This window comes from Pseudoblastomonas marina (genome assembly GCF_034374265.1).
Lineage (GTDB): Bacteria > Pseudomonadota > Alphaproteobacteria > Sphingomonadales > Sphingomonadaceae > Alteriqipengyuania_A > Alteriqipengyuania_A marina.
The window spans coordinates 1160647-1185335 of the sequence record NZ_CP139718.1; the positions used below are offsets into that span (position 1 = coordinate 1160647).

General features: G+C 64.3%; 26 protein-coding genes and 1 tRNA gene. 17 read left to right on the forward strand and 10 right to left on the reverse strand.

From position 1 onward, the window contains the following. Positions 1–53 precede the first annotated feature (53 nt). From T8S45_RS05600 to T8S45_RS05620, 5 genes are all read right to left on the reverse strand, one after another. A tRNA-Met gene (locus T8S45_RS05600) sits at positions 54–130 on the reverse strand. A gap of 78 nt (positions 131–208) precedes the next feature. Continuing rightward, a complete protein-coding gene (locus T8S45_RS05605; RefSeq protein ID WP_322294992.1) occupies positions 209–739 on the reverse strand; it encodes a 2'-5' RNA ligase family protein in 531 nt (176 codons plus the stop codon). After that, positions 726–1697, reverse strand: coding sequence for an endolytic transglycosylase MltG (gene mltG, locus T8S45_RS05610; RefSeq protein ID WP_322294993.1), 972 nt, complete (start codon positions 1695–1697; stop codon positions 726–728). Before mltG ends, T8S45_RS05605 begins: the two co-directional genes overlap by 14 nt. 4 nt (positions 1698–1701) lie before the next feature. Further along, positions 1702–2964, reverse strand: a complete 1263-nt coding sequence (gene fabF, locus T8S45_RS05615) for a beta-ketoacyl-ACP synthase II (protein ID WP_188642022.1) — start codon at positions 2962–2964, stop codon at positions 1702–1704. A gap of 97 nt (positions 2965–3061) precedes the next feature. After that, complete coding sequence (locus T8S45_RS05620) at positions 3062–3298, reverse strand: acyl carrier protein (protein WP_006834437.1); 237 nt, start codon at positions 3296–3298, stop codon at positions 3062–3064. A 152-nt stretch (positions 3299–3450) separates the two neighbouring features. Between T8S45_RS05620 and T8S45_RS05625 the strand changes: the two genes are divergently transcribed. Beyond that, on the forward strand, positions 3451–5430 hold the full coding sequence (locus tag T8S45_RS05625; RefSeq protein WP_322294994.1) for a serine hydrolase domain-containing protein: 1980 nt from the start codon (positions 3451–3453) through the stop codon (positions 5428–5430). A gap of 96 nt (positions 5431–5526) precedes the next feature. Then, a complete protein-coding gene (locus tag T8S45_RS05630) occupies positions 5527–5958 on the forward strand; it encodes a ferritin-like domain-containing protein (protein WP_322294995.1) in 432 nt (143 codons plus the stop codon). Between the two features lie 82 nt (positions 5959–6040). On the opposite strand, the gene aspS is transcribed toward T8S45_RS05630, so the two are convergent. After that, a complete protein-coding gene (aspS, locus tag T8S45_RS05635; protein WP_322295196.1) occupies positions 6041–7858 on the reverse strand; it encodes an aspartate--tRNA ligase in 1818 nt (605 codons plus the stop codon). A 161-nt stretch (positions 7859–8019) separates the two neighbouring features. Here aspS and rnd point away from each other — a divergent pair, with 161 nt between their 5' ends. The 7 genes from rnd to T8S45_RS05670 all read left to right on the forward strand — a co-directional run bounded on the left by rnd (position 8020) and on the right by T8S45_RS05670 (position 13287). Beyond that, on the forward strand, positions 8020–9210 hold the full coding sequence (gene rnd / locus T8S45_RS05640; protein WP_188642025.1) for a ribonuclease D: 1191 nt from the start codon (positions 8020–8022) through the stop codon (positions 9208–9210). An 80-nt stretch (positions 9211–9290) separates the two neighbouring features. Further along, on the forward strand, positions 9291–10187 hold the full coding sequence (locus T8S45_RS05645) for a hydrogen peroxide-inducible genes activator (RefSeq protein WP_188642026.1): 897 nt from the start codon (positions 9291–9293) through the stop codon (positions 10185–10187). Between the two features lie 453 nt (positions 10188–10640). Beyond that, entirely contained in the window at positions 10641–11000 is a 360-nt protein-coding gene (locus T8S45_RS05650) for a TFIIB-type zinc ribbon-containing protein (protein ID WP_322294996.1), read from the forward strand. A gap of 90 nt (positions 11001–11090) precedes the next feature. After that, positions 11091–11354, forward strand: coding sequence for a hypothetical protein (locus tag T8S45_RS05655; protein WP_322294997.1), 264 nt, complete (start codon positions 11091–11093; stop codon positions 11352–11354). Further along, positions 11351–12298, forward strand: a complete 948-nt coding sequence (locus T8S45_RS05660) for a calcium/sodium antiporter (protein ID WP_322294998.1) — start codon at positions 11351–11353, stop codon at positions 12296–12298. The genes T8S45_RS05655 and T8S45_RS05660 overlap by 4 nt, the downstream gene beginning before the upstream one ends. A 187-nt stretch (positions 12299–12485) precedes the next feature. Continuing rightward, a complete protein-coding gene (locus T8S45_RS05665; RefSeq protein WP_322294999.1) occupies positions 12486–12620 on the forward strand; it encodes a hypothetical protein in 135 nt (44 codons plus the stop codon). A 43-nt stretch (positions 12621–12663) separates the two neighbouring features. Further along, entirely contained in the window at positions 12664–13287 is a 624-nt protein-coding gene (locus tag T8S45_RS05670; protein ID WP_322295000.1) for a cation efflux transmembrane domain-containing protein, read from the forward strand. A gap of 249 nt (positions 13288–13536) precedes the next feature. Here the strand turns inward: T8S45_RS05670 and pgsA are convergent, their stop codons facing one another. After that, positions 13537–14130 carry a CDP-diacylglycerol--glycerol-3-phosphate 3-phosphatidyltransferase gene (gene pgsA / locus T8S45_RS05675; protein WP_188642032.1) on the reverse strand — a complete coding sequence of 198 codons (594 nt, stop codon included), beginning with the start codon at positions 14128–14130 and terminating at the stop codon, positions 13537–13539. A gap of 125 nt (positions 14131–14255) precedes the next feature. On the opposite strand from pgsA, the gene T8S45_RS05680 reads away from it, so the two are divergent. Next, positions 14256–15581 carry an MFS transporter gene (locus tag T8S45_RS05680; RefSeq protein ID WP_322295001.1) on the forward strand — a complete coding sequence of 442 codons (1326 nt, stop codon included), beginning with the start codon at positions 14256–14258 and terminating at the stop codon, positions 15579–15581. On the opposite strand, the gene T8S45_RS05685 is transcribed toward T8S45_RS05680, so the two are convergent. Next, a complete protein-coding gene (locus tag T8S45_RS05685; RefSeq protein WP_188642034.1) occupies positions 15569–15763 on the reverse strand; it encodes a hypothetical protein in 195 nt (64 codons plus the stop codon). The genes T8S45_RS05680 and T8S45_RS05685 overlap by 13 nt on opposite strands. Positions 15764–15891: 128 nt before the next feature. Here T8S45_RS05685 and T8S45_RS05690 point away from each other — a divergent pair, with 128 nt between their 5' ends. Continuing rightward, a complete protein-coding gene (locus T8S45_RS05690) occupies positions 15892–17556 on the forward strand; it encodes a thiamine pyrophosphate-dependent enzyme (protein ID WP_322295002.1) in 1665 nt (554 codons plus the stop codon). A gap of 52 nt (positions 17557–17608) precedes the next feature. Here T8S45_RS05690 and T8S45_RS05695 read toward each other — a convergent pair whose 3' ends face one another. Together T8S45_RS05695 and T8S45_RS05700 are read right to left on the reverse strand one after the other, a co-directional pair. Then, on the reverse strand, positions 17609–17779 hold the full coding sequence (locus tag T8S45_RS05695) for a CsbD family protein (RefSeq protein ID WP_188642036.1): 171 nt from the start codon (positions 17777–17779) through the stop codon (positions 17609–17611). A 115-nt stretch (positions 17780–17894) separates the two neighbouring features. After that, positions 17895–18323: an EVE domain-containing protein gene (locus tag T8S45_RS05700; protein ID WP_322295003.1), complete on the reverse strand. Its 429-nt coding sequence runs from the start codon at positions 18321–18323 to the stop codon at positions 17895–17897. A 59-nt stretch (positions 18324–18382) separates the two neighbouring features. Here T8S45_RS05700 and T8S45_RS05705 point away from each other — a divergent pair, with 59 nt between their 5' ends. The 6 genes from T8S45_RS05705 to T8S45_RS05730 all read left to right on the forward strand — a co-directional run bounded on the left by T8S45_RS05705 (position 18383) and on the right by T8S45_RS05730 (position 24689). Further along, positions 18383–19321, forward strand: coding sequence for an isopenicillin N synthase family dioxygenase (locus T8S45_RS05705; RefSeq protein WP_322295004.1), 939 nt, complete (start codon positions 18383–18385; stop codon positions 19319–19321). A 79-nt stretch (positions 19322–19400) separates the two neighbouring features. Further along, positions 19401–21071, forward strand: a complete 1671-nt coding sequence (locus tag T8S45_RS05710; protein WP_322295005.1) for a putative bifunctional diguanylate cyclase/phosphodiesterase — start codon at positions 19401–19403, stop codon at positions 21069–21071. A 60-nt stretch (positions 21072–21131) separates the two neighbouring features. Continuing rightward, a complete protein-coding gene (gene dapF, locus T8S45_RS05715) occupies positions 21132–21947 on the forward strand; it encodes a diaminopimelate epimerase (protein WP_322295006.1) in 816 nt (271 codons plus the stop codon). Continuing rightward, complete coding sequence (locus T8S45_RS05720; RefSeq protein WP_322295007.1) at positions 21947–23128, forward strand: MiaB/RimO family radical SAM methylthiotransferase; 1182 nt, start codon at positions 21947–21949, stop codon at positions 23126–23128. The genes dapF and T8S45_RS05720 overlap by 1 nt, the downstream gene beginning before the upstream one ends. Then, positions 23125–24045, forward strand: a complete 921-nt coding sequence (gene ftsY / locus T8S45_RS05725) for a signal recognition particle-docking protein FtsY (protein ID WP_188642040.1) — start codon at positions 23125–23127, stop codon at positions 24043–24045. Before T8S45_RS05720 ends, ftsY begins: the two co-directional genes overlap by 4 nt. Further along, entirely contained in the window at positions 24045–24689 is a 645-nt protein-coding gene (locus tag T8S45_RS05730; RefSeq protein ID WP_188642041.1) for an inner membrane-spanning protein YciB, read from the forward strand. Before ftsY ends, T8S45_RS05730 begins: the two co-directional genes overlap by 1 nt.

Here is a 24689-nt window from a genome sequence, read left to right on the forward strand (position 1 = left end):
GCCATTTGCCCGGGCCCCAGCCACCCGGATTTCGCGTCAAATTATCGGAAAATTGGTAGCGGAGGAGGGACTCGAACCCCCGACACGCGGATTATGATTCCGCTGCTCTAACCACCTGAGCTACTCCGCCCCATGGGCGCGCCGGGCGGCCCCGATCGTCTCGGAACCGGCGGGCGAGGCGCGCACTTACGGCGCGTTTGCCCCGCGGTCAAGCGCGCGAAAGGCCGCGGAACGGATAGCCCCTTACAAGCTCCCACGGACCGCCGCGATAGCGGTGCAGTTCGAGCGCCGGGAACTGGAAATCGCGCGGCTTGAAGACCGCCTCGAGTTCCTCCTGCAATGCTGTCGCCCGATTGTCCGAAACCTTGTTCTGGATCGTGATATGGAGCTTCTTGCCGCCCTGGTCCTGCTGGGTCAGCAGGCCGTGGAAGCGGTTCTGCAATTCGTCGCGAATCCGGTCCATCCCCTCGCTCTCGACCTTGATCGCGGTCCCCCCGCCGAGGTTCATGACCCCGGTCACACGGGCATCGACCGGGCCGTATTGGCCGGCGAGCACCGCACAGCAGCCCTTCACTTCCTCGAGCGCGAAGGCCGGCAGCGCGTGGAACAGCGTCACATGCGCATCGAGAAAGTTCTGCTTGCGCGGAAAATGCGCCCGCCGCAGGCCCGTGGCCCAGGCACCGACATCGCGCGACAATTGCGCGGTCATGATCAACGGTGCGTCGTCAGAGTTCTCCACGTGCCCTCCTGATGGCAAACCATTTTTCCACATTGGCCCGGTGCTCTTCGTATGTCGACGCGAACACGTGACCGCCGGTGCCGTCGGCGACCATGTAGACCGCATCGGTTTGCGCCGGATTGAGCACCGCGGCGATCGATTCGCGACCGGGATTGGTGATCGGCCCCTTGGGCAGCCCGACCATCGAATAGGTGTTGTAATCGTTGACCGCGTCGATCTCCGACTGGAGGATCCGGCGCCCCAATGGCTTGCCGCGCGTGATCGGGTAGATGATCGTCGGATCGGCCTGCAGGCGGATCCCCTGCTTGAGGCGGTTCGAATAAAGCCCCGCGACCATCCGCCGCTCGGAGGGCACGCCGGTTTCCTTCTCGACGATCGAGGCGAGGACCAGCGCTTCCTCGGGGGTCGCGACCGCCAGGTCGGTGCCGCGTTTCTCCCATTCCTCGGCCAGCACCCGGCGCATCGCGGCCTGCATCCGCCGGACGACGTCGGCGCGCGGCTCGCCGCGTTCGAAACTGTAGGTCTGCGGCAGGATCGTGCCGTCTTCGGGCACGTCGATCTCGCCCACCAGCAGCGGGTTCGCCATCAGCCGCTCGTACACGAGGATCGAGGGCAGCCCCTCGGGGATCGTGATCATGCGATTGATCACGTCGCCGTCCTGCATCAGCTGGAGCAGGCGCGCCGGGCTGGCCCCGGCGGGAAAGGAGAACTCGCCCGCCTTGATCGGGGCGTTGCCGCCGAGGAACTTGGCCCGCAGCAGGAAGCCGTCGGCGGAGGAGAGCAAGCCCTCCTCCTCCATCTTTTGGGCGACACTCGCGAGGCTCGAGCCTTGGGGCACGACGAAGTTGCGATCCTCGTCGAGCGGGCCGTCCGCGTACCAGGGCAGCAGGAGGAAGCCCAGCAGGGCCAGGCCCGCGGCCAGCAATGCGAAGCCGAACAGGACGCCGCGGCGCTTCATTGTGTCAGTCCCCGACCGCTTTCATCACCAGCGAGGCATTGGTCCCGCCGAAACCGAAGCTGTTGTTGAGCACCGCCTTCACCTCACGCTTCTTCGCGGTGTGCGGCACCAGGTCGACGCCTTCGGTCCCCTCGTCCGGATTGTCGAGGTTGAGCGTCGGCGGAACGATCTGGTCGCGCATGGCGAGGATGCAGAAGATCGCCTCGACCGCGCCCGCGCCGCCGAGCAGGTGTCCGATCGCCGACTTGGTCGAGCTCATCGAAGCCCCGCCCAGATCGTCGCCCAGCACGCGCTTGACCGCGGCGAGTTCGATCGTGTCGGCCATGGTCGAGGTGCCGTGGGCGTTGACGTAGTCGATATCGCCCGGCTCCATCCCTGCTTTCTTCAGCGCCATCCGCATGGCGAGTTCGGCGCCCTTGCCTTCGGGATGCGGTGCGGTGACGTGATAGGCATCGCCCGACAGGCCGTAACCGACCACTTCGGCGTAGATCTTCGCGCCGCGCGCCTTGGCGTGTTCGTATTCCTCGAGCACGAGAACCCCCGCGCCCTCGCCCATGACGAAGCCTTCGCGGTCCTTGTCGTAGGGGCGGCTCGCCTCGGTCGGCCGGTCGTTGTAGCTGGTGTTGAGCGCGCGCGCTTGCGCGAAACCGGCCACGCCGAGCGGATTGACCGTCGATTCGGCCCCGCCCGCCAGCATCACGTCGGCATCGCCGTCCTTGATCATGCGCGCGGCGTCGCCGATCGAATGCGCGCCGGTCGAACAGGCGGTCACCACCGCGTGGTTGGGGCCCATCAGCCCGTACTTGATCGAGACCTGGCCCGAGATGAGGTTGATCAGGCGGCCATGGACGAAGTGCGGCGACACACGGCCCGGACCGCGCTCGTGCAACACGATCGACTCGCTCTCGATCCCCGGCAGGCCGCCGATGCCCGAACCGATCGAGCAACCGGTGCGCTCCTTCAGCGCGTCGTCCATGTCTTCGAGACCGGCATCCTCGAGCGCCTGCCCGGCCGCGTCGATCCCGTAGACGATGAACGGATCGACCTGGCGCTGGACCTTGTGATCGACCCGCTTGTCGGGATCGAACCCGAATTCGTGGTCCTTGTCCTTCACCTCGCAGGCAATGGTGCACTTGTGACCTTCGGTGTCGAAGCGGGTGATCGACGCCGCCCCGCTCTTGCCCGCGATCAGGTTCTTCCACGAGGTTTCGACATCGCCTCCCAGCGGGGTAACGAGTCCCAGCCCTGTAACGACCACTCGACGCATTCACATTCTCCGAAATACAACAGGCCCGGCCCGCGATGGGGTCGGGCCTGTCAGGCCGCGTCGCCGGTCAGCGCGCGGTAAGTGGCAGAAAAGGCGCTTAGCCCTTGTGCTCTTCGATATACTTGGTGGCATCGCCGACGGTGGTGATCTTTTCGGCCGCATCGTCGGGGATTTCGACACCGAATTCCTCTTCGAAGGCCATCACCAGTTCGACGATGTCGAGGCTGTCGGCACCAAGATCATCGATGAAGCTGGCTTCCTGGGTCACCTTGTCGGCTTCGACGCCGAGATGTTCGACGACAATCTTCTGCACGCGGTCGGCGGTATCGCTCATGTACGGCCCTTCTCTTGAATAGGGGTTTTTGAATTGCCTTGCGCCCTAATGAACGAGGGCGCGCAAGGCAAGGGGCAGGGATGCCCCGCCGTCAAATTGACCTGCCACGGATTCACTGTAACCTCGCGACAAACGACAGGGAGATCAACCGCATGAAACGCCTCGCCTTTGCTAGTTCGGTTCTGCTGGCCGCCGCTTCGCCCCTCCCGCTCGTCGCGCAGGAGGCCGCTCCGCAGGAACAGGTCGAGGCGATCGACACCGGAACGGGCGCGCAGATGGCACCGATTCCCGGATGGATGCGCGACGCGCGCGATGGAATCCTGGTGTTCACCGCCCCCGAAGGCGATGCGACCGCCGCGGTGCTGGGCGTGGACGAGGCGGAAAATGGCGAAGCCGCCGTCGCCGCGGCCTGGTCGCGCCTCGATCCCGGCTTCGACCGCGAGGTGCTGATCGCGCAGGAACCGCCCGCACGCGACGGCTGGGACCAGATCACGGTGGTGAACTACAAGACCTCGCCCGAAGAGAAGCTCGCCGTCCAGGGCGTCGCCCTGCGCAAGGGCGATACGTGGACGGTCGTGCTCATCAACGGTGCGCTGGCCACGATCGCCAAGCGCGGTGCGCAGATCAACCAGGCATTCGGTTCGCTCCGGCCGACCGACTACGAGCGGGAAAGCTTCGCCGGCCGCGATGCGCACCAACTCACCCCCGAACGGATCGCGGAACTGACCGACTACGTCACCCGCGCGATGGAAGGGCTCGAGATCCCCGGAGTCGGCCTGGCGCTGGTGCAGGACAACCGGATCGTGTGGGAGGGCGGCCTAGGGACCACCGGGCGCGCCGGAGCCCAGCCCGTCGACGAAAATACGAGCTTCATGGTCGCGTCGAACACCAAGGGCATGGCGACACTGCTGCTCGCCACGCTGGTCGATGACGGCAAGCTCGGCTGGGACCAGAAGGTCACAGACGTCTATCCCGAATTCCGGCTCGGCAGCGCCGAAACGACCGACAGCGTGCGTGTCGAACACCTGATCTGCGCCTGCACCGGCCTGCCGCGCAAGGACATGCAGTGGGTGATGAACACCAGCCGCGAGACGCCCGCGAGCGATACCTTCGTCCAACTCGCGGCGACCGAGCCGACCAGCGGGTTCGGCGAGGTGTTCCAGTACAACAACCTGATGGCGAGTGCGGCTGGCTATATCGGCGGCCACCTCCTCTATCCCGACATGGAAATCGGCGCCGCTTTCGACCGCGCAATGGACGAGCGCATCTTCGAACCACTCGGAATGGAGCGGACGACGTTCGATTACGCGGCGGCGATGGATGACAACTGGGCGCGGCCGCATGCTCGTGGCTTTTCCGGCGAGGTCCAGGCCGCGCCGATGGATTGGAACTACATGGTCTATCCCTATCGCCCCGCCGGCGGGGCCTGGTCGACCGCGCACGACATGGCGCTCTACGCGCTCAACGAATTGCGCGAAGGCACGCTGGAGGACGGAACAGATCTGGTCTCGGCCGAAAACCTGCTCAAGCGGCGCGAGCGCTACGTCGCGACCGGCGAGGACAGCTGGTACGGGATGGGGCTGATGGAATCGGCCAATCTCGGCAAGTCGATCTACATGCACGGTGGCAGCCTGATCGGCTTCAAGAGCAACTTCTGGTTCATTCCGGAAGATGGCGTCGCAGCGGTCCTGCTGACCAATTCGGACACCGGACAGGGCCTTCTGGGCCTGTTCCAGCGCAAACTGCTCGAAGTGCTTTATGACGGGAACAAGGAGGCCGAGGAAAGCCTCGCCGCTGCGGTCAGCCTGGGTGCCGAAGCACGTGAAAAGGCTCGCGAGGGCATCGTCGAGAAGGGCGATCCCGAAACCCTTGCCGCGCTTGCCTCGCGCTATGTCAGCCCCGAGCTCGGCCCGCTCACGATCAGCCGCGAGGGCGATACCTACTACGCTACGCTGACATCGGGCAGATCCGCGATCGGTACGAAGGCGAATGACGACGGGACCGACTCGATCATCATGATGACCCCGGGCTTCTTCGGCTTCCCGTTCGTCATCGGCGAACAGGACGGCAGGCGCACGCTGAAGCTGCTCGACGCGCAGCACGAGTACGTGTTTGTCGAGGAGACCGGTTGAAGCGAGCCATGCTTGCGTCCCGACGCCGCGAAGCACGGACCCACCGCGCGTCTGAGCGGTTGGTTAGGTGTATTCCAGACTGAAGGGACGCAAACCATGACCAGTACCGTTTTCAAGAGCCTCACCGACACCACCTTCGATTCTGTCGAGGGCTATCGCAAGGCAGCCGAAAAAGCCGACAGTCCGCAGCTCGAGCAGGCGCTGAACCAGCGTTGCCAGCAGCGCGAACAGACGCTGCGCCAGATGAACGCCCAGCTCGAACAGCAGGGCGAGGAGCTAGTTACCAAGGGCACCGTGACAGGCGAAGCCCACCAGATGTGGGCGAGCATCACCAGCGCCTTCGAAGAAAACGACGAAGCCGCCGCCCAGCGCGTCGAGGAAGGCGAGGACTACATCGCCAGGAAGTTCAGCGAGGCGCTCGAAAGCGACCAACTCGAAGCCCAGGAGCGGCAGGTCGTCCAGCAGGTCTACGACGAGATCCGCCAGGGCGAGCGCTTCGGAGACGTGATCGCGCACCAGCAGAGCTGAGCGCACCGCCTGTTCCGACGAAAAGGGCGCGGGAGGAATCCCGCGCCCTTTTCACGTCGACGGAAGCACCCTCTCGGGCAGATCAATCGCCGATATTGTCGACCCGCGCCTTTTCCGCATCGTCTGCCTTGGGCGGGTCGATCGTGCGGATATGCACGTCGCGAAGCTGGCGGGGGCTGACCACGCTGGGCGCGCCCATCATCAGGTCCTGCGCCTTCTGGTTCAACGGGAAGGCGATCACTTCGCGGATATTGGGCTCGTCGGCGAGCAGCATCACGATGCGGTCGATCCCAGGGGCCGAACCGCCATGCGGCGGCGCGCCGAGCTTGAAGGCCTCGATCATTCCCGAGAAATTGGCGTCGACCTCTTCCTGCGAATAGCCGGCGATCTCGAACGCCTTGTACATGATCTCGGGCTTGTGGTTCCGGATCGCGCCCGAGGACAGCTCGTAGCCGTTGCAGACGATGTCGTACTGCCAGGCGAGGATTTCGAGCGGGTCCTTGGTTTCGAGTGCTTCCATCTCGCCCTGCGGCATCGAAAACGGGTTGTGGCTGAAATCGATGCGCTTCAGGTCTTCGTCGTATTCGAACATCGGGAAATCGACGATCCAGCAGAACTTGAAACAGCCCTGCTCGATCAGCTCGAGTTCCTCGCCCACTCGGGTGCGCGCGGCACCGGCGAGCTTGGCGGCGTCCTTTTCCTTGCCCGCGGCAAAGAACAACCCGTCGTTCTCGCCGAGGCCGAGCTCGGCATAGAGTTTCTCCATGCCCTCGGTGCCGTGGTTCTTGGCGATCGGGCCGCCGAACTCGCCGCCCTTGCGGGTGACGTAGCCTAGCCCGGCGAAACCTTCGCGGCGCGCCCAGTCGTTCATCTCGTCGAAGAACTTGCGGCTCTTTTCATGGGTGTTCGGTGCCGGGATCACGCGGACGCGCCCGCCGCCGCCGACGATCTTCTCGAACAGGCCGAAGCCCGATTTCTCGAAGTGGCTCGTGACGTCCGAAATGATCAGCGGGTTGCGCAGGTCGGGCTTGTCGGTGCCGTATTTGAGCATCGCCTCGGCATAGGGGATGCGCGGGAATTCGCCCGCGGGGGTCACGCTCTTGCCGCCGGAGAACTCCTCGAACACGCCCGCGAGCACCGGCTCCAATGCCTGGAACACGTCTTCCTGCGTGACGAAGCTCATCTCGAAGTCGAGCTGGTAGAATTCGGGACTGCGATCGGCGCGCAGGTCCTCGTCGCGGAAGCACGGCGCGATCTGGAAATAGCGGTCGAACCCGGCGACCATCAGCAGCTGCTTGAACATCTGCGGCGCCTGGGGGAGCGCGTAGAAACGGCCCGGGTGGAGGCGGCTCGGCACGAGGTAGTCGCGCGCGCCCTCGGGGCTCGAAGCGCCGAGGATCGGGGTCTGGAATTCGGAAAAGCCCTGGTCGATCATGCGCCGGCGCAGGCTGGTGATGACCTGGTTGCGCAGCATGATGTTCGCGTGAACCCGCTCGCGCCGCAGGTCGACGAAGCGGTATTTGAGCCGCGTTTCCTCGGGATAGTCCTCCGCCGAATTGACGATCAGCGGGAGGTCGTCGGCGCGGCTCTGCACGGTCACGTCGCGCGCGAACACCTCGATCTCGCCGGTCGGAAGGTTGGGGTTCACCGCCGCATCGGCGCGCGCCTTCACCACGCCGTCGATCGTGACGACCGATTCCAGCTTGATCTTGTCGAGCACGGGCAGCGCGGGGCTGTCCTCGTCGGCGACGATCTGGGTGATCCCGTAATGGTCGCGCAGGTCGACGAACAGCACGCCGCCATGGTCGCGCTTGTTGTGCACCCAGCCCGACAGGCGAACGGTGGCATCGACGTCGGCCTTGGTCAGCGCGGCACAATTGTGGGTACGATAGGCGTGCATGAGGACTCTTCCCATTTCGGACGATATGGCGCTAGAGGCGCGCGAATTTCTTGGAATGGCGCATAGGCGCTTTGCGCGCGCGTCAACAGGGGAAGCGACGGCTTTTGTCAAGCTGCGTGACCCCGCCGGGCGGTGAACCGTCCACACGAGTGAAGGACAAAATGAAGATACACCCCCTCATCACCACCACCGAAGAACTCGCGAAGCTCTGCAAGCGGCTCGCCGAGCACGATTTCGTCGCGGTCGACACCGAATTCATGCGCGAGAACACCTATTACCCGCTCCTGTGCCTCGTGCAGCTCGGCAACGAGGAAGAGGCCGCGGCGGTCGATCCGCTCGCCGACGGGATCGACCTCACCCCGATGCTCGACCTGCTGTGCGAGAACGACGAGGTGCTCAAGGTCTTCCATGCCGGCGGGCAGGACGTGGAAATCTTCTACAACCTCACCGGCGGCACCCCGCAGCCGATCTTCGACACCCAGATCGCGATGATGGCGATCAGCCAGTCCGAACAGATCGGCTATGCCAACCTCGTTGAAAGCTGGCTCGGCAAGACGGTCGACAAGGGCGCGCGCTTCACCGACTGGAGCCGCCGTCCGCTGACCGACCGCCAGCTCGAATACGCGATCGGCGACGTCACCTATCTCGCCAAGATCTTCCCGATGATGCTCGAGAAGCTGGTCAAGACCGGACGTGGCGCGTGGCTCAACCAGGAGATGGAAAAGCTCGCCGATCCGGACAATTACGCGGTCGACCCCGAGCAGAGCTGGAAGCGGGTGCGCGCCAGCGGGCGCAACCCCTCCGTGCTGGGCCGGCTGAAGGCGCTGGCCGCATGGCGCGAGCGCGAGGCGCAGGACAAGGACATCCCGCGCGGACGCATCGCGCGCGACGAGACCATTGCCGACCTCGCCAGCCACCCGCCCAAGACCCAGAAGGATCTCGCCAAGGTGCGCGGCCTGTCCAAGACCTGGGCCGAGAACGAGATCGGCAAGCGGTTGATGAAGACGCTGGCCGGCGCCCAGCCGCTGCCCGAGGACGAACGCCCCAAGCGCAAGGTCGGGGCCCCGCTGGGCAAGGAAGGCGCGCTGGTCGCCGACCTGCTCAAGCTGCTGCTCAAGATCCGCTCGCGCGAAATCGACGTCGCCTCGCGCCTGCTGACCAAGTCGGACGAGCTCGAGGCGCTCGCCGCCGGGCAGCGCAAGGACCTGCCGATCCTCGAGGGCTGGCGGTTCGAGGTGTTCGGCCGCGACGCGCTCGAACTGGTCGAGGGCCGGACCGGCTTCGCGGTCGAGAACGGTCGGCTAAAGATGAGCAAGATCAGCGATGCACCGCCGGAGGGCCCGCAGGGCTGACCCCTTCCTCGACGCGGCAAGTGCCGGGGAAGGAAGGTGCAACACTTGCCGTCCGCCTGCGGGTCGAATAGCGCCGTCGCATGACGATTCACCTGCCGACCCTGCGCCAGCTGCAATATCTCGTCGCCCTGCACGAGCACGGCCATTTCGGCCGCGCGGCCGATGCCTGCTCGGTCTCGCAGTCGACGCTGTCGGCGGGCCTGCGCGATCTCGAGACCGCGCTCGAGGTGACGCTGGTCGAACGCACGCGGCGCTCGACCCGCTTCACCCCGCTCGGCGAGCAGATCGTCGCCAAGGCACATCGCGTGCTGCGCGAGGCGGAGGAACTGTCCGATCTCGTCCAGGCCAGCGGCAAGCCGCTGTCGGGGCAGATCCACATGAGCGTGATTCCCACGATCGCGCCGTTCCTGTTGCCGCGCATGCTCCCGCGCCTGCGCCGCGAACGCCCCGAGCTCAGCCTGTTCCTGCGCGAGGAAACCAGCGCCGACGCGATCGAATCGCTCCATCACGGACGGGCCGATTGCGTGCTGCTCGCGCTCCCCTACCCCACCGGCGAGACCGAGCAGGAGATCATCGAGCTCGACGCGCTCTACGTCGCCTTCCCCGGCGACGATCCGCGCGAGCCGCCCGAGATCATCAAGCCCGAATTCATCGACGAGGGCCGGTTGCTGCTGCTCGAGGACGGCCATTGCCTCAAGGACCACGCGCTGGCCGCCTGCAACCGCCCCGAACTGCGCGCGTCGGCGACGATGATCGGCACCAGCCTGCACACGCTGGTGCAGATGGTCGACAACGGTCTCGGCGTCACGATGCTGCCCGAAATGGCGCTCGATGCGGGAATCCTCGAAGGCACCAGCGTGATCGCGCGCCCGCTCAAGTCGGACACTCCCAACCGCGAAATCGCACTGGTCTGGCGCAAGGGTTCGCCGCGCGGCGACGAATTCAGGTTGCTGGCCGAGGAATTGCGCGCGGGCTGAACGACGGCAGCTTTCGCCGCTATGCCCTCGAGAAGCGGACCGTCGGCTAGCGACCCGGAAGCGGTCATTGGATGGCCTCTCCCGTTTCCCGATAACTGCCGTTGGCTCAGCCCACGCTTTTCAGCCGAATGCAGCTTCGTATTCCGCCTCGGGTGACAACTCTGCGTCCATCGGTGAGGTAGTGGTACTGGTTGAACTCATCGGTCACGCGCGGCAATTGTTGCGCAGCTATCCCAGTTTCGATTGTAGTCCGATGGCCGACTGCCTATACTGCTTTCGCGAGCCGGGCCCCTCTGGCGGATGATGTATGTATCGCATTGCCCGTGATGTCGGATCGCTCCCAGAAGGGGGGCTGATCTTGGGGTTTTTTGCCTTTTGCCTCAGATCAGCGCTTCTTTCCGAGCGGATACCGAACATGGTTGGCTGTCGAGCCAACGTCAGGAAGGAAAATTCATGCGTACTGAAGAAGCTGTCTCTTCGATGCTGTGCCCGGTGTGCCGCACCGGCTTGTCGATGTCCGATAGGGGCGGGGTCGAAATCGATTTCTGTCCCTCTTGTCGCGGTGTCTGGCTCGATCGCGGGGAGCTGGACAAGATCATCGAACGCACCGCTCCACAGCCTGCACGCGATGTCACAGGTGACAAAGCCTGGGGTCGCGCGGGAAATGCGGGCGGACTTATGGGAATGGCTGCCTCTCTGCTGCAGGGTGATGACGACAGGCACAACCGGCACCGGGATGACCGCTATGAAAAGCGCTATGATGATCGGCGTCCGAAGAAGAAGAGATCGGTCTTGTCCGATTTCTTCGATTAACGGTCAGCTTGGTCGGTCCAACTCTTCGACATTAGGCTAGCCTCCCCGCATTTCGCTACGGCTGGCTGATACGTGCCTCGAGGTTCGCTCATGCCTGTGTTTTTCATCCTTTTCGACTTGTCCATTGTCATGGCGGCTTTGGTTTCGGGACTCTTCTGGTGGCAAGCAAGCCAGAGAGGGCTGCGCCGGGTTTCCCGGGAAGAAATTCTCGATCATGCCGATTTCAACCGGCTGGTCGTCGCCTTCAATCGATCCCGTGTCCTGAATGCACGAGCGGCCATTGCGACGGCCGCCGCGAGCATATTGGCGGCGATGCGATTGGGAGCAAACCTCATTTTCGGAACTGGTCTATGACGATCCTGCTTGTCATTCTGGGTCTCGTTTTGCTCGCCGTGGGTGGCGACATACTCGTCCGGGGAGCCGTTGGCGTTGCCTCCCGGCTTGGTGTTTCCCCTCTGCTTGCCGGTCTCACGATTGTCGGGTTCGGCACCTCGACCCCCGAGCTGGTTACCAGCCTGTTCGCCGCGATGGACGGAGCGCCCGGTATCGCGGTGGGCAATATCGTCGGCTCCAACATTGCGAACATTCTTCTAATTCTGGGCGTTTCGGCGCTGATCCTGCCGCTGGCGGTCAGTCCGGCGGCATTTCGGCGCGACGGGCTGGCGCTGGCGGCAGCCACGCTTGCCTGTCTGGCAGCAGTGCTGTTCGGTTTCCTCAGCCGTCCAGTGGGCATCGGCTTGCTGGCGCTGCTCGTAGGGTACATCGTCTGGGCCTATCGCAGCGAAAGGAAGAGTCCTGACGAAGGCGCGGAAATGCACGAGCATCTCGCAGTGGATGCAACCTCTCCCGGAATGAGCCTGCTCGTCGGACTCTGCCTCGCTCTAACGGGGATCGTCGGCACCATTGTCGGTGCGCGATTGCTCGTCGACGGAGCCATCGAGATAGCGCGTAACCTCGGGGTGGCCGAGACCGTAATTGGACTGACCGTGGTCGCGGTAGGCACCTCGCTGCCCGAACTCGTAGCTTGTGTGGTTGCAGCTTTGCGTCGTCACTCAGATGTCGTGCTGGGCAATATTATTGGCTCGAACATCTACAACGTGCTTGGCATTCTTGGTGTTACTGCGATCGTTCAACCGATTGCGATCCCGACGGAAATCGCTTCCTTCGACATATGGGTGCTCCTAGGCACGACGGCACTGCTTGGACTATTCCTACGCACCGGATGGACGCTTAAGCGGTGGGAGGGCGGTTTATTCCTAGTTCTTTACGCAGGATATGTGGCTTATCTGACCACGTAAAATGGATATTCGAGCGAATAGTGGCTCAGTTTGATCTGAGAATTAGAATCTTTGATCCGATTTTCCTTGGTTGATTGAGTTTTATTCCCACTTGGTCGCATCACTAAAAGAGTTTTGATGCTAGTCTCGACAATTCCGATAGAGGCATTGCTAGAAGGGACCAGCAAGCGAGGGGGAATGGCGATACATGAGCGTGTTGCTGTCGAGCCTTCCGACGGCGGCTTTCGCGGCTTTGATCCTGAAAGCGGACCGGGTGCTTTCCCAACCATTTTGCGACGCTTTCGCCGAGCTAGCGATGTGCCAGGAGCGGACCGACCGCTAACGAACCGGTTGCGGACATCCACTGTCGCAACCACATAGCCTGCATGTCGGCCGATTGCTGTTCCGCCAAGTCCACCGAACTTGAAAAGCTTGCCCGCCAGCGCGAGCAGCGGCGCGTGCTCGTGGTCGTCCTCGCCATCAACGCCGTGATGTTCGTGCTCGAATTCGGCGCCGGCGTGATCGCCGGGTCCACCGCGCTGATGGCCGATGCCTCCGACATGCTGGGCGATGCGGTGGTTTACGCGGTTAGCATCTATGCCCTCGCGCGCTCGGATCGTTGGAAGGCGGGGGCAGCGATGCTCAAAGGGGTGGTGATTCTATGCCTCGGGCTCGGGATCGCGGTCAACGTGGCGCTCAAGATCGAGAGCGGCGTGCCGCCGTCCTCGACGCTGATGGTGGCGTTTGGCACCTTGGCGCTCGCCGCCAACCTCGTGTGTTTCCGCCTCCTCACCCGATTCCGGCACCAGGACGTCAACATGGCGAGCACTTGGGAATGCTCGAGGAACGACCTGATCAATAATTGCGGCGTGCTGCTCGCCGCTGCGCTTGTCTGGTGGTTCGCCTCGCCTTGGCCCGACATCGCGATTGGTGGTGTGATGGCGTTGATCTTCCTTCGCTCCGCCGTTCGCGTGATCGCCGACGCTGCACCGCAATTGCGCGCGACCTGAAGTCCGCTTCCCTCCCACCAGCCGCGATCGAGCGTATTTTCCTACATCGTCGCAAGCTGCCATCATCGCGCGATGGCATCGATCCTCTTTCTCTGTCGGCCCTCAGCCTCGCCTCGCCTTCGCCACGCGGGCGCGGAGACGGTCGCGGCTAAGGTTACACCCGCGCCCGCAAGAACGCGCGCAAGCGACTGCAATCGCTTGGGTTTCTCGAACGGCGAAGTTTTGCAAACACCCCCGGTCGGCGGTCCATCAATCCATGTGCTTGAGGCCGACGCGGAGGTAGTCCCAGCCGGTGACGACCGTGAGCAGCGCCGCCGCCCACAGCGTGGCGAGGCCGACCGTGTGCGGCACGTTGGCTTCGAGTTCGCCCAGCATCACCGTCCATTCGGGTAGGCCGCGCCCGAGGATCAGCGAGCCGAGCGCCAGCAGCTGGAAGGTCGTCTTCCACTTGGCGAGGCGGCTGACGGGCATCGAGATCTTCAGCGGGCCGAGGAATTCGCGCAGGCCCGAGACCGCGATCTCGCGGATCAGGATGATCAGCCCCGCAACGACATGCGCGTCGCCCACGTACGGCCCGCGCAGCACGCCCTGCGCCGCCAGCGTGAGGATGACCGCGGCGACCATGATCTTGTCGGCGATCGGATCGAGGAACTGGCCGAGCTTCGATACCGTCCCGCTCGAGCGGGCGAGATAGCCGTCGAAATAATCGGTCAGCGCCATCAGCGAGTAAAGCGCGAAGGCGAACAGGTAGCCCGTGGTCCAGTTGGGCCACCACATCAGCGCCACCAGCAGCGGCACCATCACGATCCGCGTCAGCGTCAGGATATTGGGCAGGTTGAGCATGGCGCGCGGACGATCCCCTGGTCTTTCCGCGTCCGCCTTAACAGGGGGATCGACGCTGCAAAAGCCTTGTGCTGCAGGCTTGAACCGTTACGGACGGCGGCACCAAGGGGCTACCGGGAAGCGACATGACGACATCCACGCACCTCGTGCGGACACGGCGGTTCGCCCCGCTTTTCGTCACCCAATTGCTCGGTGCCTTCAACGACAATCTCTACAAGAACGCGATGGTGCTGTTCGTCGTCTACAGCATCTACAATTCCGAAAGTGCCGAGGCGAGCTTCTCCGCCCTCGCCTCGGGTATCTTCATCATCCCGTTCTTCCTCTTCTCCGCGCTCTCCGGCCAGCTTGCCGACATGCGCGACAAGGCGAAGATCATCCGCATCGTGAAGCTGTGCGAGATCGGCATCATGCTGATCGGCGGCGCCGGGCTGCTGATGGCGTGGCAGGGCATCGCGATCGACCTGTTCGCGATCCCGCTGATGCTCGCCGCGCTGTTCGCGCTCGGCATGCATTCCACCTTCTTCGGGCCGATCAAATACGCGATCCTGCCCCAGCACCTGCACAAGGAAGAAGTACTCGCGGGTACCGGGCTGGTCGAGGCGGGGACCTATATCGCGATCCTGTTCGGCACGATCCTCGCTGGCTGGATCCCGGTCGAGGTAGCGGCCATCGCGACGATCGCGACCGCGGTGATCGGCTACGTCGCCGGGCGGCAAGTGCCCGAAGCGCCGCCGCTGATGGAACCGGAAAAGCTCGACTGGAACGTGTGGCGCGCCTCGAAAAGGCTGATCGGCGACACGCTGGTCGACAAGCGCGTGTTTCTCGCCATCGTGGCGATCAGCTTCTTCTGGACGATCGGCACCGTGCTGTTCATCCAGTTCCCGCCGCTGGCCAAGAACGTGCTCACCGCGAGCAAGGAGGTGGCGAGCCTGTTCCTCGTGATCTTCTCGATCGGGGTCGCGATCGGATCGGTCTCGATCAACGCGCTGCTCAAGGGCAAGGTCTCGGCACGCTATTCGCCGATGTCGGTGATCGCGATGGGCGGTTTCGTGGTGATCTTCTATTTCGTCTGCCAGCTGTGGCAGCCGCTCGAAGGCGGCGCGCTGCTCGATGCCGAAGGCTTCGTCCATCAGCGCATGGCGATCCCGCTGATGCTCGCGCTGCTCGGCATCGCGGTGGCGGGCGGGATGTTCGTGGTCCCGCTCTACGCCTTCCTCACGACCTTCGTGGAAACCTCGCAGGCCGCGCGCACGATCGCCGCGAACAATATCGTCAACGCGCTGGCGATGGCGGTGGGCTCGCTGGTCGCGATCGGCCTCAGTGCGGCCGGGGTCCCGATCGTCGAGCAGGTCTTGCTGAGCGCGGCGATGTGCCTGGTCTCGGCGTGGCTCGGCGCGATCCTCTACAAGGCCGAAATCGCCGCCGAGGCGCCGCCCGCTCAGGAAATGTAGAGCAGCGTCGCGACGAAGCAGGCGACGTAGAAGTGGACGAAGGTCCGCGCATCCTGCCGCGTGATCCACGGTCGTGTTGCCGTCGTCTGCGGCGGTACCGGAATGCGGGTGACATGGCGGGGCAGCGACATCCGGAACGGGTGCCGTGCACCCTCGTCGGTAAGGACCAGTGCTCTTCTCATGTCGGGGCTGTTAACGCTTCGGTAACCATGTGGCTCCCGCGTTAACCATGTATTTTCGAACTGCACAGGCTTGGGACAGTCTGCTTCGCAATTGCACCGTTCCGCCGGATCGCTAGAGCATGCGTCCCATGACAGAACATTCCAAACTCGCCGGCCGCCTATTGGTCGATTGCCTCCTCGAACAGGGCTGCGACCGGATCTTCACCGTCCCCGGCGAAAGCTTCCTCGCCGTGCTCGACGGGCTCCACGATGTGCCCGCGATCGACACCGTGGTGTGCCGCCAGGAAGGCGGCGCAGCGTTCATGGCCTGCGCCGACGGCGCAATGACCGGGCGACCGGGCGTGTGCTTCGTGACCCGCGGCCCGGGCGCGACCAATGCCAGCATCGGGGTCCATGTCGCACACCAGGATTCGCAGCCGATGATCCTGTTCGTCGGCGACGTCGATCGCGGGATGAAGGATCGCGAGGGCTTCCAGGAGCTCGATTTCCAGGCCGTGTTCGGACCGATGTGCAAATGGGCGGCGCGGATCGACGATGCGGCGCGCATTCCCGAATATGTCGCGCGTGCATGGTCGGTCGCGATCGCCGGACGGCCCGGACCGGTCGTGCTCGCCCTCCCCGAAGACATGCTGCGCGAGGAGATCGACGGGATCTCCCCTCGCCCGCAAGTCGTCCGCCCCGCGCAGGCCGCCTGCCCCGACGCTATGGGTGCGCTGATGGCTATGCTCGGCGACGCCGTCGCGCCGATCGCGATCGTCGGCGGCGCCGGCTGGAATGCCAAGGCGCGCGATCACTTCACCGCTTTCGCCGAAGCGGTCGGGCTGCCCGTTGCGGGGGCCTTCCGCCGGCAGGATGCGGTGCCCAATTCGAGCAGCGTGTGGGCGGGCAATCTCGGCTACGGCCCCAATCCCAAGCTGATCGAGCGGGTCCGCGCAGCAGATCTCGTGATCGCGGTCGGGGCGCGACTCGGCGAGGCGACGACCGACGGCTACGAACTTCTCACCCCCGACCATCCCGACCAGACGCTGGTCCATGTCCACCCCGATCCGGAAGAACTCGGCCGGGTCTACCGGGCCGACCTCGCGATCTGTGCCGACATGGCGGAGTTTTCCGAAAGCGCCGCGCTGTTGGCCGACGAGGTGATCGATTTCGACGCCGGGGCCGAGGCGCATCGCGAGTGGATCGACTGGTCCACTCCGCAGGCCAGCGGGACGAGCGGGCTCGACCTCGCGCTCGCCGTCAAAACGATGCGCGAGCTGCTGCCTGCCGATGCGATCATCTGCAACGGGGCCGGCAATTTCTCGGGCTGGTGGCACCGCTACTGGCCGTATGAAGGCTACCCCTCACAGCTTGCTCCGACCGCGGGTGCGATGGGGTACGGCGTCCCCGCCGCCGTCGCCGCCGCGCGGCGTTTCCCCGACCGCAGCGTGGTCGCGGTCGCGGGCGATGGCGATTTCCTGATGAACGGACAGGAACTCGCGACCGCTGCCGCGCTCGATCTCGACCTGCTCGTGCTCGTGATCGACAACGGGGTCTACGGCACCATCCGCATGCACCAGGAACGCGACTACCCAGCGCGGGTCTCGGGTACCACGCTCGCCAATCCCGACTTCGCCAGGTTCGGCGAGGCCTTCGGCGCATGGACCGCGACCGCGGACGACAATGCCGGATTCGATGCGGCGATCAAGGAAGCGGCTGGGCGCTCTGGCCTACGACTGATCCATTGTCGCACCGAAATCGAGAACCTCGCCGCCTCGGGTTTGAAGCTCAGCACGCTGCGCAGCCGGGCATAGAAAAGGCCGCCCCGGTTTCCGGAGCGGCCTTTTCCTGTCGATCGCAGTGCGATCAGATGTCGTTGCCGAGCTTGCCTTCGACTTCGCCCTTGAACTGCTGGGCCTTGCCCTTGGCTTCCTGCTCGCGCCCTTCGGAGCGGGTCTCGGGATCGTTCGACTGCTGCTTGATTTCGCCAGCCGCTTCGTTGGCGTTGCCCTTGATCTTCTCTTTCAGTTCACCCATTAGAATTTCCTTTCAGCTTCAACGGCTTGATTGCCGCATTGTGAAAAGAAAACGGGCGACCGGAGAACGCGTTTCCGCTCCGGCGACGAACCGAGACTCGCATGCGACCGTGCGATCAGATGCCGGCCATTCCGCAGATGATCGACCATTCCTCTGGGGTGATTTCCGCGACCGAGAGCCGCGAAAGCTTCACCAGTTCGCAATCGGCTAGACTGGGTTCGGCCTTGATCTGCTTTAGCGTTACCGGCTTGGGCAGCTTGGTCTTGGGCACGACCTTCACCGCCGCCCATTTCCCGGTCTCGTCGGTCGGGTCGAGGATGTCGGCAACGCTGATCTCGCAGATGCCAACGATTTCCAGCCCCTCGCGCGAGTGGTAGAAGAACGCCTGCTCGCCGACGCGCATGGCGGCGAGGTTGTTGCGGGCGCGATAGTTGCGCACCCCGTCCCAGGTGCCCTCCTTTTCCGCGACCAGGTCGTCCCAGCCGTATTTGAACGGCTCGGACTTCATCAGCCAGTAGCGGGGATTTTCGGGCAGATTGCTCATGAAATTTCTCTCCGGGGTGCTATGGGGCGCGCCATAACCAGTTGAATCGGACTTTGCCAATGCCGCTCGAAACCCTTCCCGTCCTCTCGCTCGAGGCCCCCGCCGGCCAGTTCTCGCAGGATATCGGCGACAGCTTCCGCACCTTCGGCTTCGCGATGGTCAAGGATCACGGGATCGATTCCGACCTGATCGATCGCGCCTGGAAGCTGACCGCCGAGTTCTTCGCCCTCCCGCGCGAGGAGAAACACCGCTATCACCTCGAAGGCATGGCCGGTGCGCGGGGCTACACCCCGTTCGGGACCGAGATCGCCAAGGATGCGAAGGCACACGACCTCAAGGAATTCTGGCATGTCGGCCGCGACCTGCCCGAAGGCCACCCGCTGGCCGACAGCCAGCCCAACAATATCTGGCCCGACGCGCCCACCGGCTTTCGCGAGACGATGGAAGAACTCTTCGCCGCGTTCGACGAGACCGGGGCGAAGATCCTGTCGCGGATCGCGGTCTATCTCGGCCTCGAGGAAAACTGGTTCGACGGCCCGATCGAGGACGGCAATTCGGTGATGCGCCTGCTGCATTATCCGCCACTCGGCGACGATGCCGAGGAAGGCGCGATCCGCGCCGGTGCGCATGAGGACATCAACCTGATCACCCTGCTCCTCGGTGCCGAAGAAGCCGGGCTCCAGCTCAAGACCCGCGCCGGAGAATGGCTCGACGTGTCGCCGCCCGACGGCGCGCTCGCGATCAATGTCGGCGATATGCTCCAGCGGTTGACCAACCATTACCTGCCTTCGACCACCCATCGGGTGCTCAACCCCTCGGGCGAGCGCGCCAAGCACAGCCGCTATTCGATGCCGTTCTTCCTCCACCTGCGCAGCGACTACCGCTTCGAAACGCTGCCGCAGTGCATTTCGGCTGAAAATCCCGATCGCTACCCGGAAAGCATCACCGCCGACGACTATCTGAAGCAGCGCTTGCGCGAGATCGGCCTGCTCAAATAACCGCGGATTCCCGCCGCGTTTAACAAAAAATAAAGCTTAAGCGGCTAGCCCCTCGGTCGTGTTTCAAGGGGGTAAGGCGTTGTCTGCTAGAAAAGCAAAGCCCGTCGACAGCAAATCCCAGGCCGATCGCGATCTCATCGCGCTCGGCATCGCCGCGGCCGCCATCATCATGTTCCTTGGCACCGGCAGCGCCGTCCTGCCCCAGATCGTGCGCGCCCAGCTCGAAGGGATCGCGGGCCCCGATACGGTGCTGACCAACGCCCTGCTGCTCAACATCGCGCTGATCATTTTCGGCTGGCGCCGCTATCGCGAGTTGCGGGTCGAAGTCCAGGAACGCCGTGCCGCAGAAGAACATGCGCGCATACTGGCCGAAACCGATCCGCTGACCGGCTGCCTCAACCGCCGCAGCCTCAACAAGCAGACCGACCGCCTGATCGCCACCTGCGAGGATGGTGACGATGCGATCGCGTTCCTGATGATCGATCTCGACAACTTCAAGACGATCAACGATGTCAACGGACACCGCGCCGGAGACACGGTGCTGAGCGAGATTACCGAGCGAATCAGCTCTATCCTGCCCGAAGAAAGCCTGCTGGCCCGACTTGGCGGGGACGAGTTCGGCTGCGTGGTAAGGTTCGAGAGCGATCATCCGCAGGTGGTCGACGACCTTGCCAAGCGGATCATCGAACGGATCTGCAAGCCGATCGCGCACGAGGACATCGCGCTCGATATCACCGCCTCGATCGGGCTCGCGCGGAGTGATTCCGGCCGTCCCGGCAGCGACGGCTCGACCGATGCGGCGAGCCTCATGCATTTCGCCGACATCGCGATGTACCACGCGAAGAAGCACGGCCGGAACCGCTACTACTGGTTCGAACACCAGATGGAGCACGAACTGCGGTTCCGCAGCCAGCTCGAGGCCGGGATCCGCCGCGGGCTGCACGAGGACGAGTTCGAACCCTATTACGAACAGCAGATCGACGTCGCGACGGGCGAACTCGTCGGTTTCGAGATGCTGGCACGGTGGAACTCGCCCCAACTCGGGATCGTCAACCCGGACGTCTTCATTCCGATTGCCGAGGAACTCGGCGTGATCGGCGAATTGTCCGAACAGCTTATCCGCAAGGCACTCGACCACGCCAAGGAATGGGACGAGGATTTGACGCTGTCGGTGAACATATCGCCGGTCCAGCTGCGCGATCCTTGGTTCGCACAGCGCCTGCTCAAGCTGATGGTCGAAGCGAATTTCCCCGCCAACCGCCTCGACGTGGAAGTCACCGAGACCTGCCTGCACGAGAATATCGGCCTGGTCCGCTCGCTGGTTTCGAGCCTCAAGAACCAGGGCGTCACCGTGAGCCTTGACGATTTCGGTACCGGCTACAGTTCGCTGGCGCAGCTGCGCTCGCTCCCGTTCGACCGGATCAAGATCGATCGCAGCTTCGTTTCGAACCTGCCCGAGGACCAGGAAGGCATGAAGATCGTCGAGGCGATCACGTCGCTGGGCGACGGGTTCGGCCTGCCGATCACCGCCGAAGGGATCGAAAACGAGCAAGTGCTCGCCAAGCTGCGCGGCCTCGGCAATTTCAAGGGCCAGGGCTACCTCTACGGTCGCCCCGAGCCGGCCGACCTCATTCGCACCCGGTTGCGCAAGCTCGACCGGCTGCGGAAGGAAAATCCCACCTTCAAGACCAATGTCGTCGACGGTGCGGCCGCGTTTCGCAAGGATGCCGGCTCGGTCGTCAAGGGCTGAACGCTCCCGTCGTCCGGATGCTGGACCTGCCGGGTCCAGCCGCCTACTAGACCGCGCATCATGCGTGTCGATTTCACCAAGATGCACGGGCTCGGCAACGACTTTGTCGTGATCGACCAGCGCGCGCGCGAAAACGTGCACATGGACCGCGCAATGGCGGCCGCCCTCGCCGATCGCAACACCGGCATCGGCTGCGACCAAGTGATCCTGCTCGAACCGTCCGAAGTCGCCGATTTCCGCATGCGGATCTTCAACGCCGATGGCGGCGAGGTCGAGGCCTGCGGCAACGCCTCGCGCGCGATCGCGCTTTTCCACGGCAGCGCCGCCCGGATCGAAACCGGCGGCGGGATGCTCGAGGTCACCCCCGAAGGTGGCGGCGCGGCGGTGGCGATGGGCCGACCGCGCTTCGGCTGGAAGGATATCCCGCTCGACTACGGGATGGACACGAGCGAAATGCCGCTCTCTTGGGACGGGCTCGAACGCCCCTTCGCGGTCAATGTTGGCAATCCGCACGCGGTGTTCTTCGTAACCGCGACCGAGGACGTCGAGCTCGGCTCGCTCGGCCCGACGATCGAACGCGATCCCGTCTTTCCCGAAGGCGTCAATGTCGGCGTCGCGAGCGTGGCTTCGCGCGACCGCATCTCGCTGCGCGTGTGGGAACGCGGCGCCGGGCTGACCCGCGCCTGCGGCACCGGCGCCTGCGCCGCGGTGGTCGCCGCGGTCGAACGCGGTCTCACCGATCGTATTGTCACCGTCGCCTTGCCGGGCGGCGAGCTCGTCATCTCTTACGATGAAGACGGGCAGATCACCATGCGCGGACCCGCGAGCGAAAGCTTCCGCGGCAGTTTCGATCCCGCCGATTACGGTGCCGCCTGATGGGCGCGCACGTCGTCACGCTGGGCTGCCGCCTGAACCTTGCCGAAAGCGAGGAAATCCGCAGCATTCTGTCGCGCGAGGACGACCTCGTAGTGATCAACAGCTGCGCGGTGACGAGCGAGGCGGTGAGGCACACTCGCCAGGCGATCCGCCGCGCACGGCGCGAACACCCGGAAGCGCGCCTGCTGGTGACTGGCTGCGCGGCCGAGACCGAACGCGACCAGCTCGCCGCGATGCCCGAGGTCGACGGCCTCGTGCCCAATGCCGAAAAGCGCGATCCGCGGCGCTGGAACGTCGCGCCCGAACGCGTCCTCGCCCCGGAGCACACCCGCGCCTTCATAGAGATTCAGAACGGCTGCGATCACAGCTGCACCTTCTGCATCATCCCGCAGGGCCGCGGGCGCAGCCGCTCTCGCCCGATCCCGGAGGTCATCGCCGATATCGAGCGCCATCTAGACCGCGGCGCGGCCGAAATCGTGCTCACCGGGGTCGACGTCACCAGCTGGGGGCACGACCTGCACGGCGAACCGCGGCTCGGTGCACTGGTAGAGGCGATCCTCGCCCGCCACCCGGAGGTCCGCCGCTTGCGGATGTCCTCGGTCGACGGGATCGAGCTGGACGATACCCTGCTCGACCTGCTTGCGCACGAGCCGCGCATGATGCCGCATGTGCACCTCTCGCTGCAGCATGGTCACGATTTGATTCTCAAGCGGATGAAGCGGCGCCATAGCCGCGCCGACGCGGTCTCGCTGGTCGCGTGGCTCAAAGCGCGCCGGCCCGAGATCGCGATCGGTGCCGACCTGATGGCCGGCTTCCCTACCGAGAGCGAAGAAGCACACAAAGCCAACCTTTCGATCATCGGCGAGCTCGACATCGTTCACGGCCATATCTTCCCGTTCTCGCCACGCCACGGCACGCCGGCTGCGCGGATGCCGCAGGTCGACGGCCTGACGATCAAGGCGCGCGCCAAGGCGCTTCGCGGAGAGGTCGCGCGGGTTCGTCGGGAATGGCTCGAAAGCCGCGTCGGGATCGCGCAGGACGTGCTGGTCGAAAAGGGCGGAGTCGGCCATGCCCCCGATTTTGCGCCTTTCAGGGTCGGAGACGGACCCCATAGTGCATCGGAGCCCGGCGAAATCGTGCGCATCGCACCGAGCAAAGTTGAAGAAGGAATGCTGGTTTGAGCCTGAGTTGGTCCGAACGCCTGACGGGCGGCTTCAAGAAAACGTCGGAGCGCCTCTCGGGCAATCTCGCCGGGCTCGGCGGGACGACGAAGCTCACCCCTGCGCAGCTCGACGAGATCGAGGACGCGCTGATCGTTTCCGACCTCGGCCCGCGCGCCGCCGCGCGGATCCGCGACAAGCTGGAGGAGCATCGCTTCGAAGGCGGTGCCGACGAACGCGCGATCCGCGAACAGGTCGCGGTCGAGATCGCCGAAATCCTGCGACCGGTGGCCAAGCCGCTCGAAGTCACGGCTTTTCCCCGCCCGCAGGTGATCCTCGTGATCGGGGTCAACGGCAGCGGCAAGACCACCACCATCGCCAAGCTCGGCCACCTGTTCCAGGAGGACGATTACGAAGTCATGCTGGCGGCGGGCGACACCTTCCGCGCAGCCGCGATCGGCCAGCTGAAAGTCTGGGGCGAGCGGCTCGGCGTACCGGTGGTCGCGGGCGCTGAAGGCGGCGATCCCGCATCGATCGTGTTCGACGCGGTCAAGCAGGCGACCGATATCGGCACCGACGCGCTGATCGTCGACACCGCCGGCCGCCTCCAGAACAAGCGCGAGCTGATGGACGAGCTAGCGAAGATCCGGAAGGTGCTCGGCAAGCTCAATCCCGAGGCGCCGCACGACGTCGTGCTGGTGCTCGACGCGACAAATGGCCAGAACGCACTGTCGCAGATCGAAGTTTTCAAGGAGATGGCGGGCGTGACCGGGATCGTGATGACCAAGCTCGACGGCACCGCGCGGGGCGGCGTGCTGGTCGCCGCGGCCGAGCAATACGGCCTCCCTGTCCACGCGATCGGCGTCGGCGAGAAGATGGATGACCTGCGCCCCTTCGACCCCGACCTCGTCGCGCGCGTCATTGCGGGAGTGGCTTGATGACCGATACCCCTGCCCCCAAGCCCAAGTCTGGCCTCGCCAACCTGCTGGTCGATTACGGCCCGATCATCGTCTTCTTCGGCGTCTACAAATATTTTGCCCCCGAGGGCGATAACCCGATCCAGAACGTCATCGCGGTAGTGTGGGGCACCGGCGCCTTCATGATCGCGGCGGTCGCCGCACTTCTCTATTCCAAGTTCAGGCTCGGCAAGGTGTCGCCGATGCTCAAGCTGTCGACCGCGCTGATCGTTTTTTTCGGCGGGCTGACCGTTATCCTGCGCGACCCTGTCTTCGTCCAGCTCAAGCCCACGCTGATCTATGCCGGATTCGGCATCGCGCTGCTGGTCGGCGTGTGGCGCGGCCACGCGCTGCTCAAATACCTGCTCGAAGCGGCGTTCGAAGGGCTCGACGCGGAAGGCTGGCGCAAGCTGTCCCTGCGCTGGGGCGTGTTCTTCCTCTTGCTCGCCGTCACCAATGAGGTGCTGCGACTGCAGTTCGATTTCGAAACCTGGCTCGCAGCGAAGCTGTGGCTGTTCCTGCCCGCGACCTTCCTCTTTACCTTTGCGCAGGTCCCGATGCTGCTAAAGCACGGCCTCGCGGTCGAAGAAGACGCATTGAAGGACAAGCCGCATACGGGGGAATAA

What these genes read in the sequence shown, in the direction of transcription:
- mltG (WP_322294993.1), bottom strand. Translation starts at nt 1,697, where the DNA reads ATGAAGCGCCGCGGCGTCCTGTTCGGCTTCGCATTGCTGGCCGCGGGC.
- fabF (WP_188642022.1), bottom strand. Translation starts at nt 2,964, where the DNA reads ATGCGTCGAGTGGTCGTTACAGGGCTGGGACTCGTTACCCCGCTGGGA.
- T8S45_RS05620 (WP_006834437.1), bottom strand. Translation starts at nt 3,298, where the DNA reads ATGAGCGATACCGCCGACCGCGTGCAGAAGATTGTCGTCGAACATCTC.
- T8S45_RS05625 (WP_322294994.1), top strand. Translation starts at nt 3,451, where the DNA reads ATGAAACGCCTCGCCTTTGCTAGTTCGGTTCTGCTGGCCGCCGCTTCG.
- T8S45_RS05630 (WP_322294995.1), top strand. Translation starts at nt 5,527, where the DNA reads ATGACCAGTACCGTTTTCAAGAGCCTCACCGACACCACCTTCGATTCT.
- aspS (WP_322295196.1), bottom strand. Translation starts at nt 7,858, where the DNA reads ATGCACGCCTATCGTACCCACAATTGTGCCGCGCTGACCAAGGCCGAC.
- rnd (WP_188642025.1), top strand. Translation starts at nt 8,020, where the DNA reads ATGAAGATACACCCCCTCATCACCACCACCGAAGAACTCGCGAAGCTC.
- T8S45_RS05645 (WP_188642026.1), top strand. Translation starts at nt 9,291, where the DNA reads ATGACGATTCACCTGCCGACCCTGCGCCAGCTGCAATATCTCGTCGCC.
- T8S45_RS05650 (WP_322294996.1), top strand. Translation starts at nt 10,641, where the DNA reads ATGCGTACTGAAGAAGCTGTCTCTTCGATGCTGTGCCCGGTGTGCCGC.
- T8S45_RS05655 (WP_322294997.1), top strand. Translation starts at nt 11,091, where the DNA reads ATGCCTGTGTTTTTCATCCTTTTCGACTTGTCCATTGTCATGGCGGCT.
- T8S45_RS05660 (WP_322294998.1), top strand. Translation starts at nt 11,351, where the DNA reads ATGACGATCCTGCTTGTCATTCTGGGTCTCGTTTTGCTCGCCGTGGGT.
- T8S45_RS05665 (WP_322294999.1), top strand. Translation starts at nt 12,486, where the DNA reads ATGAGCGTGTTGCTGTCGAGCCTTCCGACGGCGGCTTTCGCGGCTTTG.
- T8S45_RS05670 (WP_322295000.1), top strand. Translation starts at nt 12,664, where the DNA reads ATGTCGGCCGATTGCTGTTCCGCCAAGTCCACCGAACTTGAAAAGCTT.
- pgsA (WP_188642032.1), bottom strand. Translation starts at nt 14,130, where the DNA reads ATGCTCAACCTGCCCAATATCCTGACGCTGACGCGGATCGTGATGGTG.
- T8S45_RS05680 (WP_322295001.1), top strand. Translation starts at nt 14,256, where the DNA reads ATGACGACATCCACGCACCTCGTGCGGACACGGCGGTTCGCCCCGCTT.
- T8S45_RS05685 (WP_188642034.1), bottom strand. Translation starts at nt 15,763, where the DNA reads ATGAGAAGAGCACTGGTCCTTACCGACGAGGGTGCACGGCACCCGTTC.
- T8S45_RS05690 (WP_322295002.1), top strand. Translation starts at nt 15,892, where the DNA reads ATGACAGAACATTCCAAACTCGCCGGCCGCCTATTGGTCGATTGCCTC.
- T8S45_RS05695 (WP_188642036.1), bottom strand. Translation starts at nt 17,779, where the DNA reads ATGGGTGAACTGAAAGAGAAGATCAAGGGCAACGCCAACGAAGCGGCT.
- T8S45_RS05700 (WP_322295003.1), bottom strand. Translation starts at nt 18,323, where the DNA reads ATGAGCAATCTGCCCGAAAATCCCCGCTACTGGCTGATGAAGTCCGAG.
- T8S45_RS05705 (WP_322295004.1), top strand. Translation starts at nt 18,383, where the DNA reads ATGCCGCTCGAAACCCTTCCCGTCCTCTCGCTCGAGGCCCCCGCCGGC.
- dapF (WP_322295006.1), top strand. Translation starts at nt 21,132, where the DNA reads ATGCGTGTCGATTTCACCAAGATGCACGGGCTCGGCAACGACTTTGTC.
- T8S45_RS05720 (WP_322295007.1), top strand. Translation starts at nt 21,947, where the DNA reads ATGGGCGCGCACGTCGTCACGCTGGGCTGCCGCCTGAACCTTGCCGAA.
- T8S45_RS05730 (WP_188642041.1), top strand. Translation starts at nt 24,045, where the DNA reads ATGACCGATACCCCTGCCCCCAAGCCCAAGTCTGGCCTCGCCAACCTG.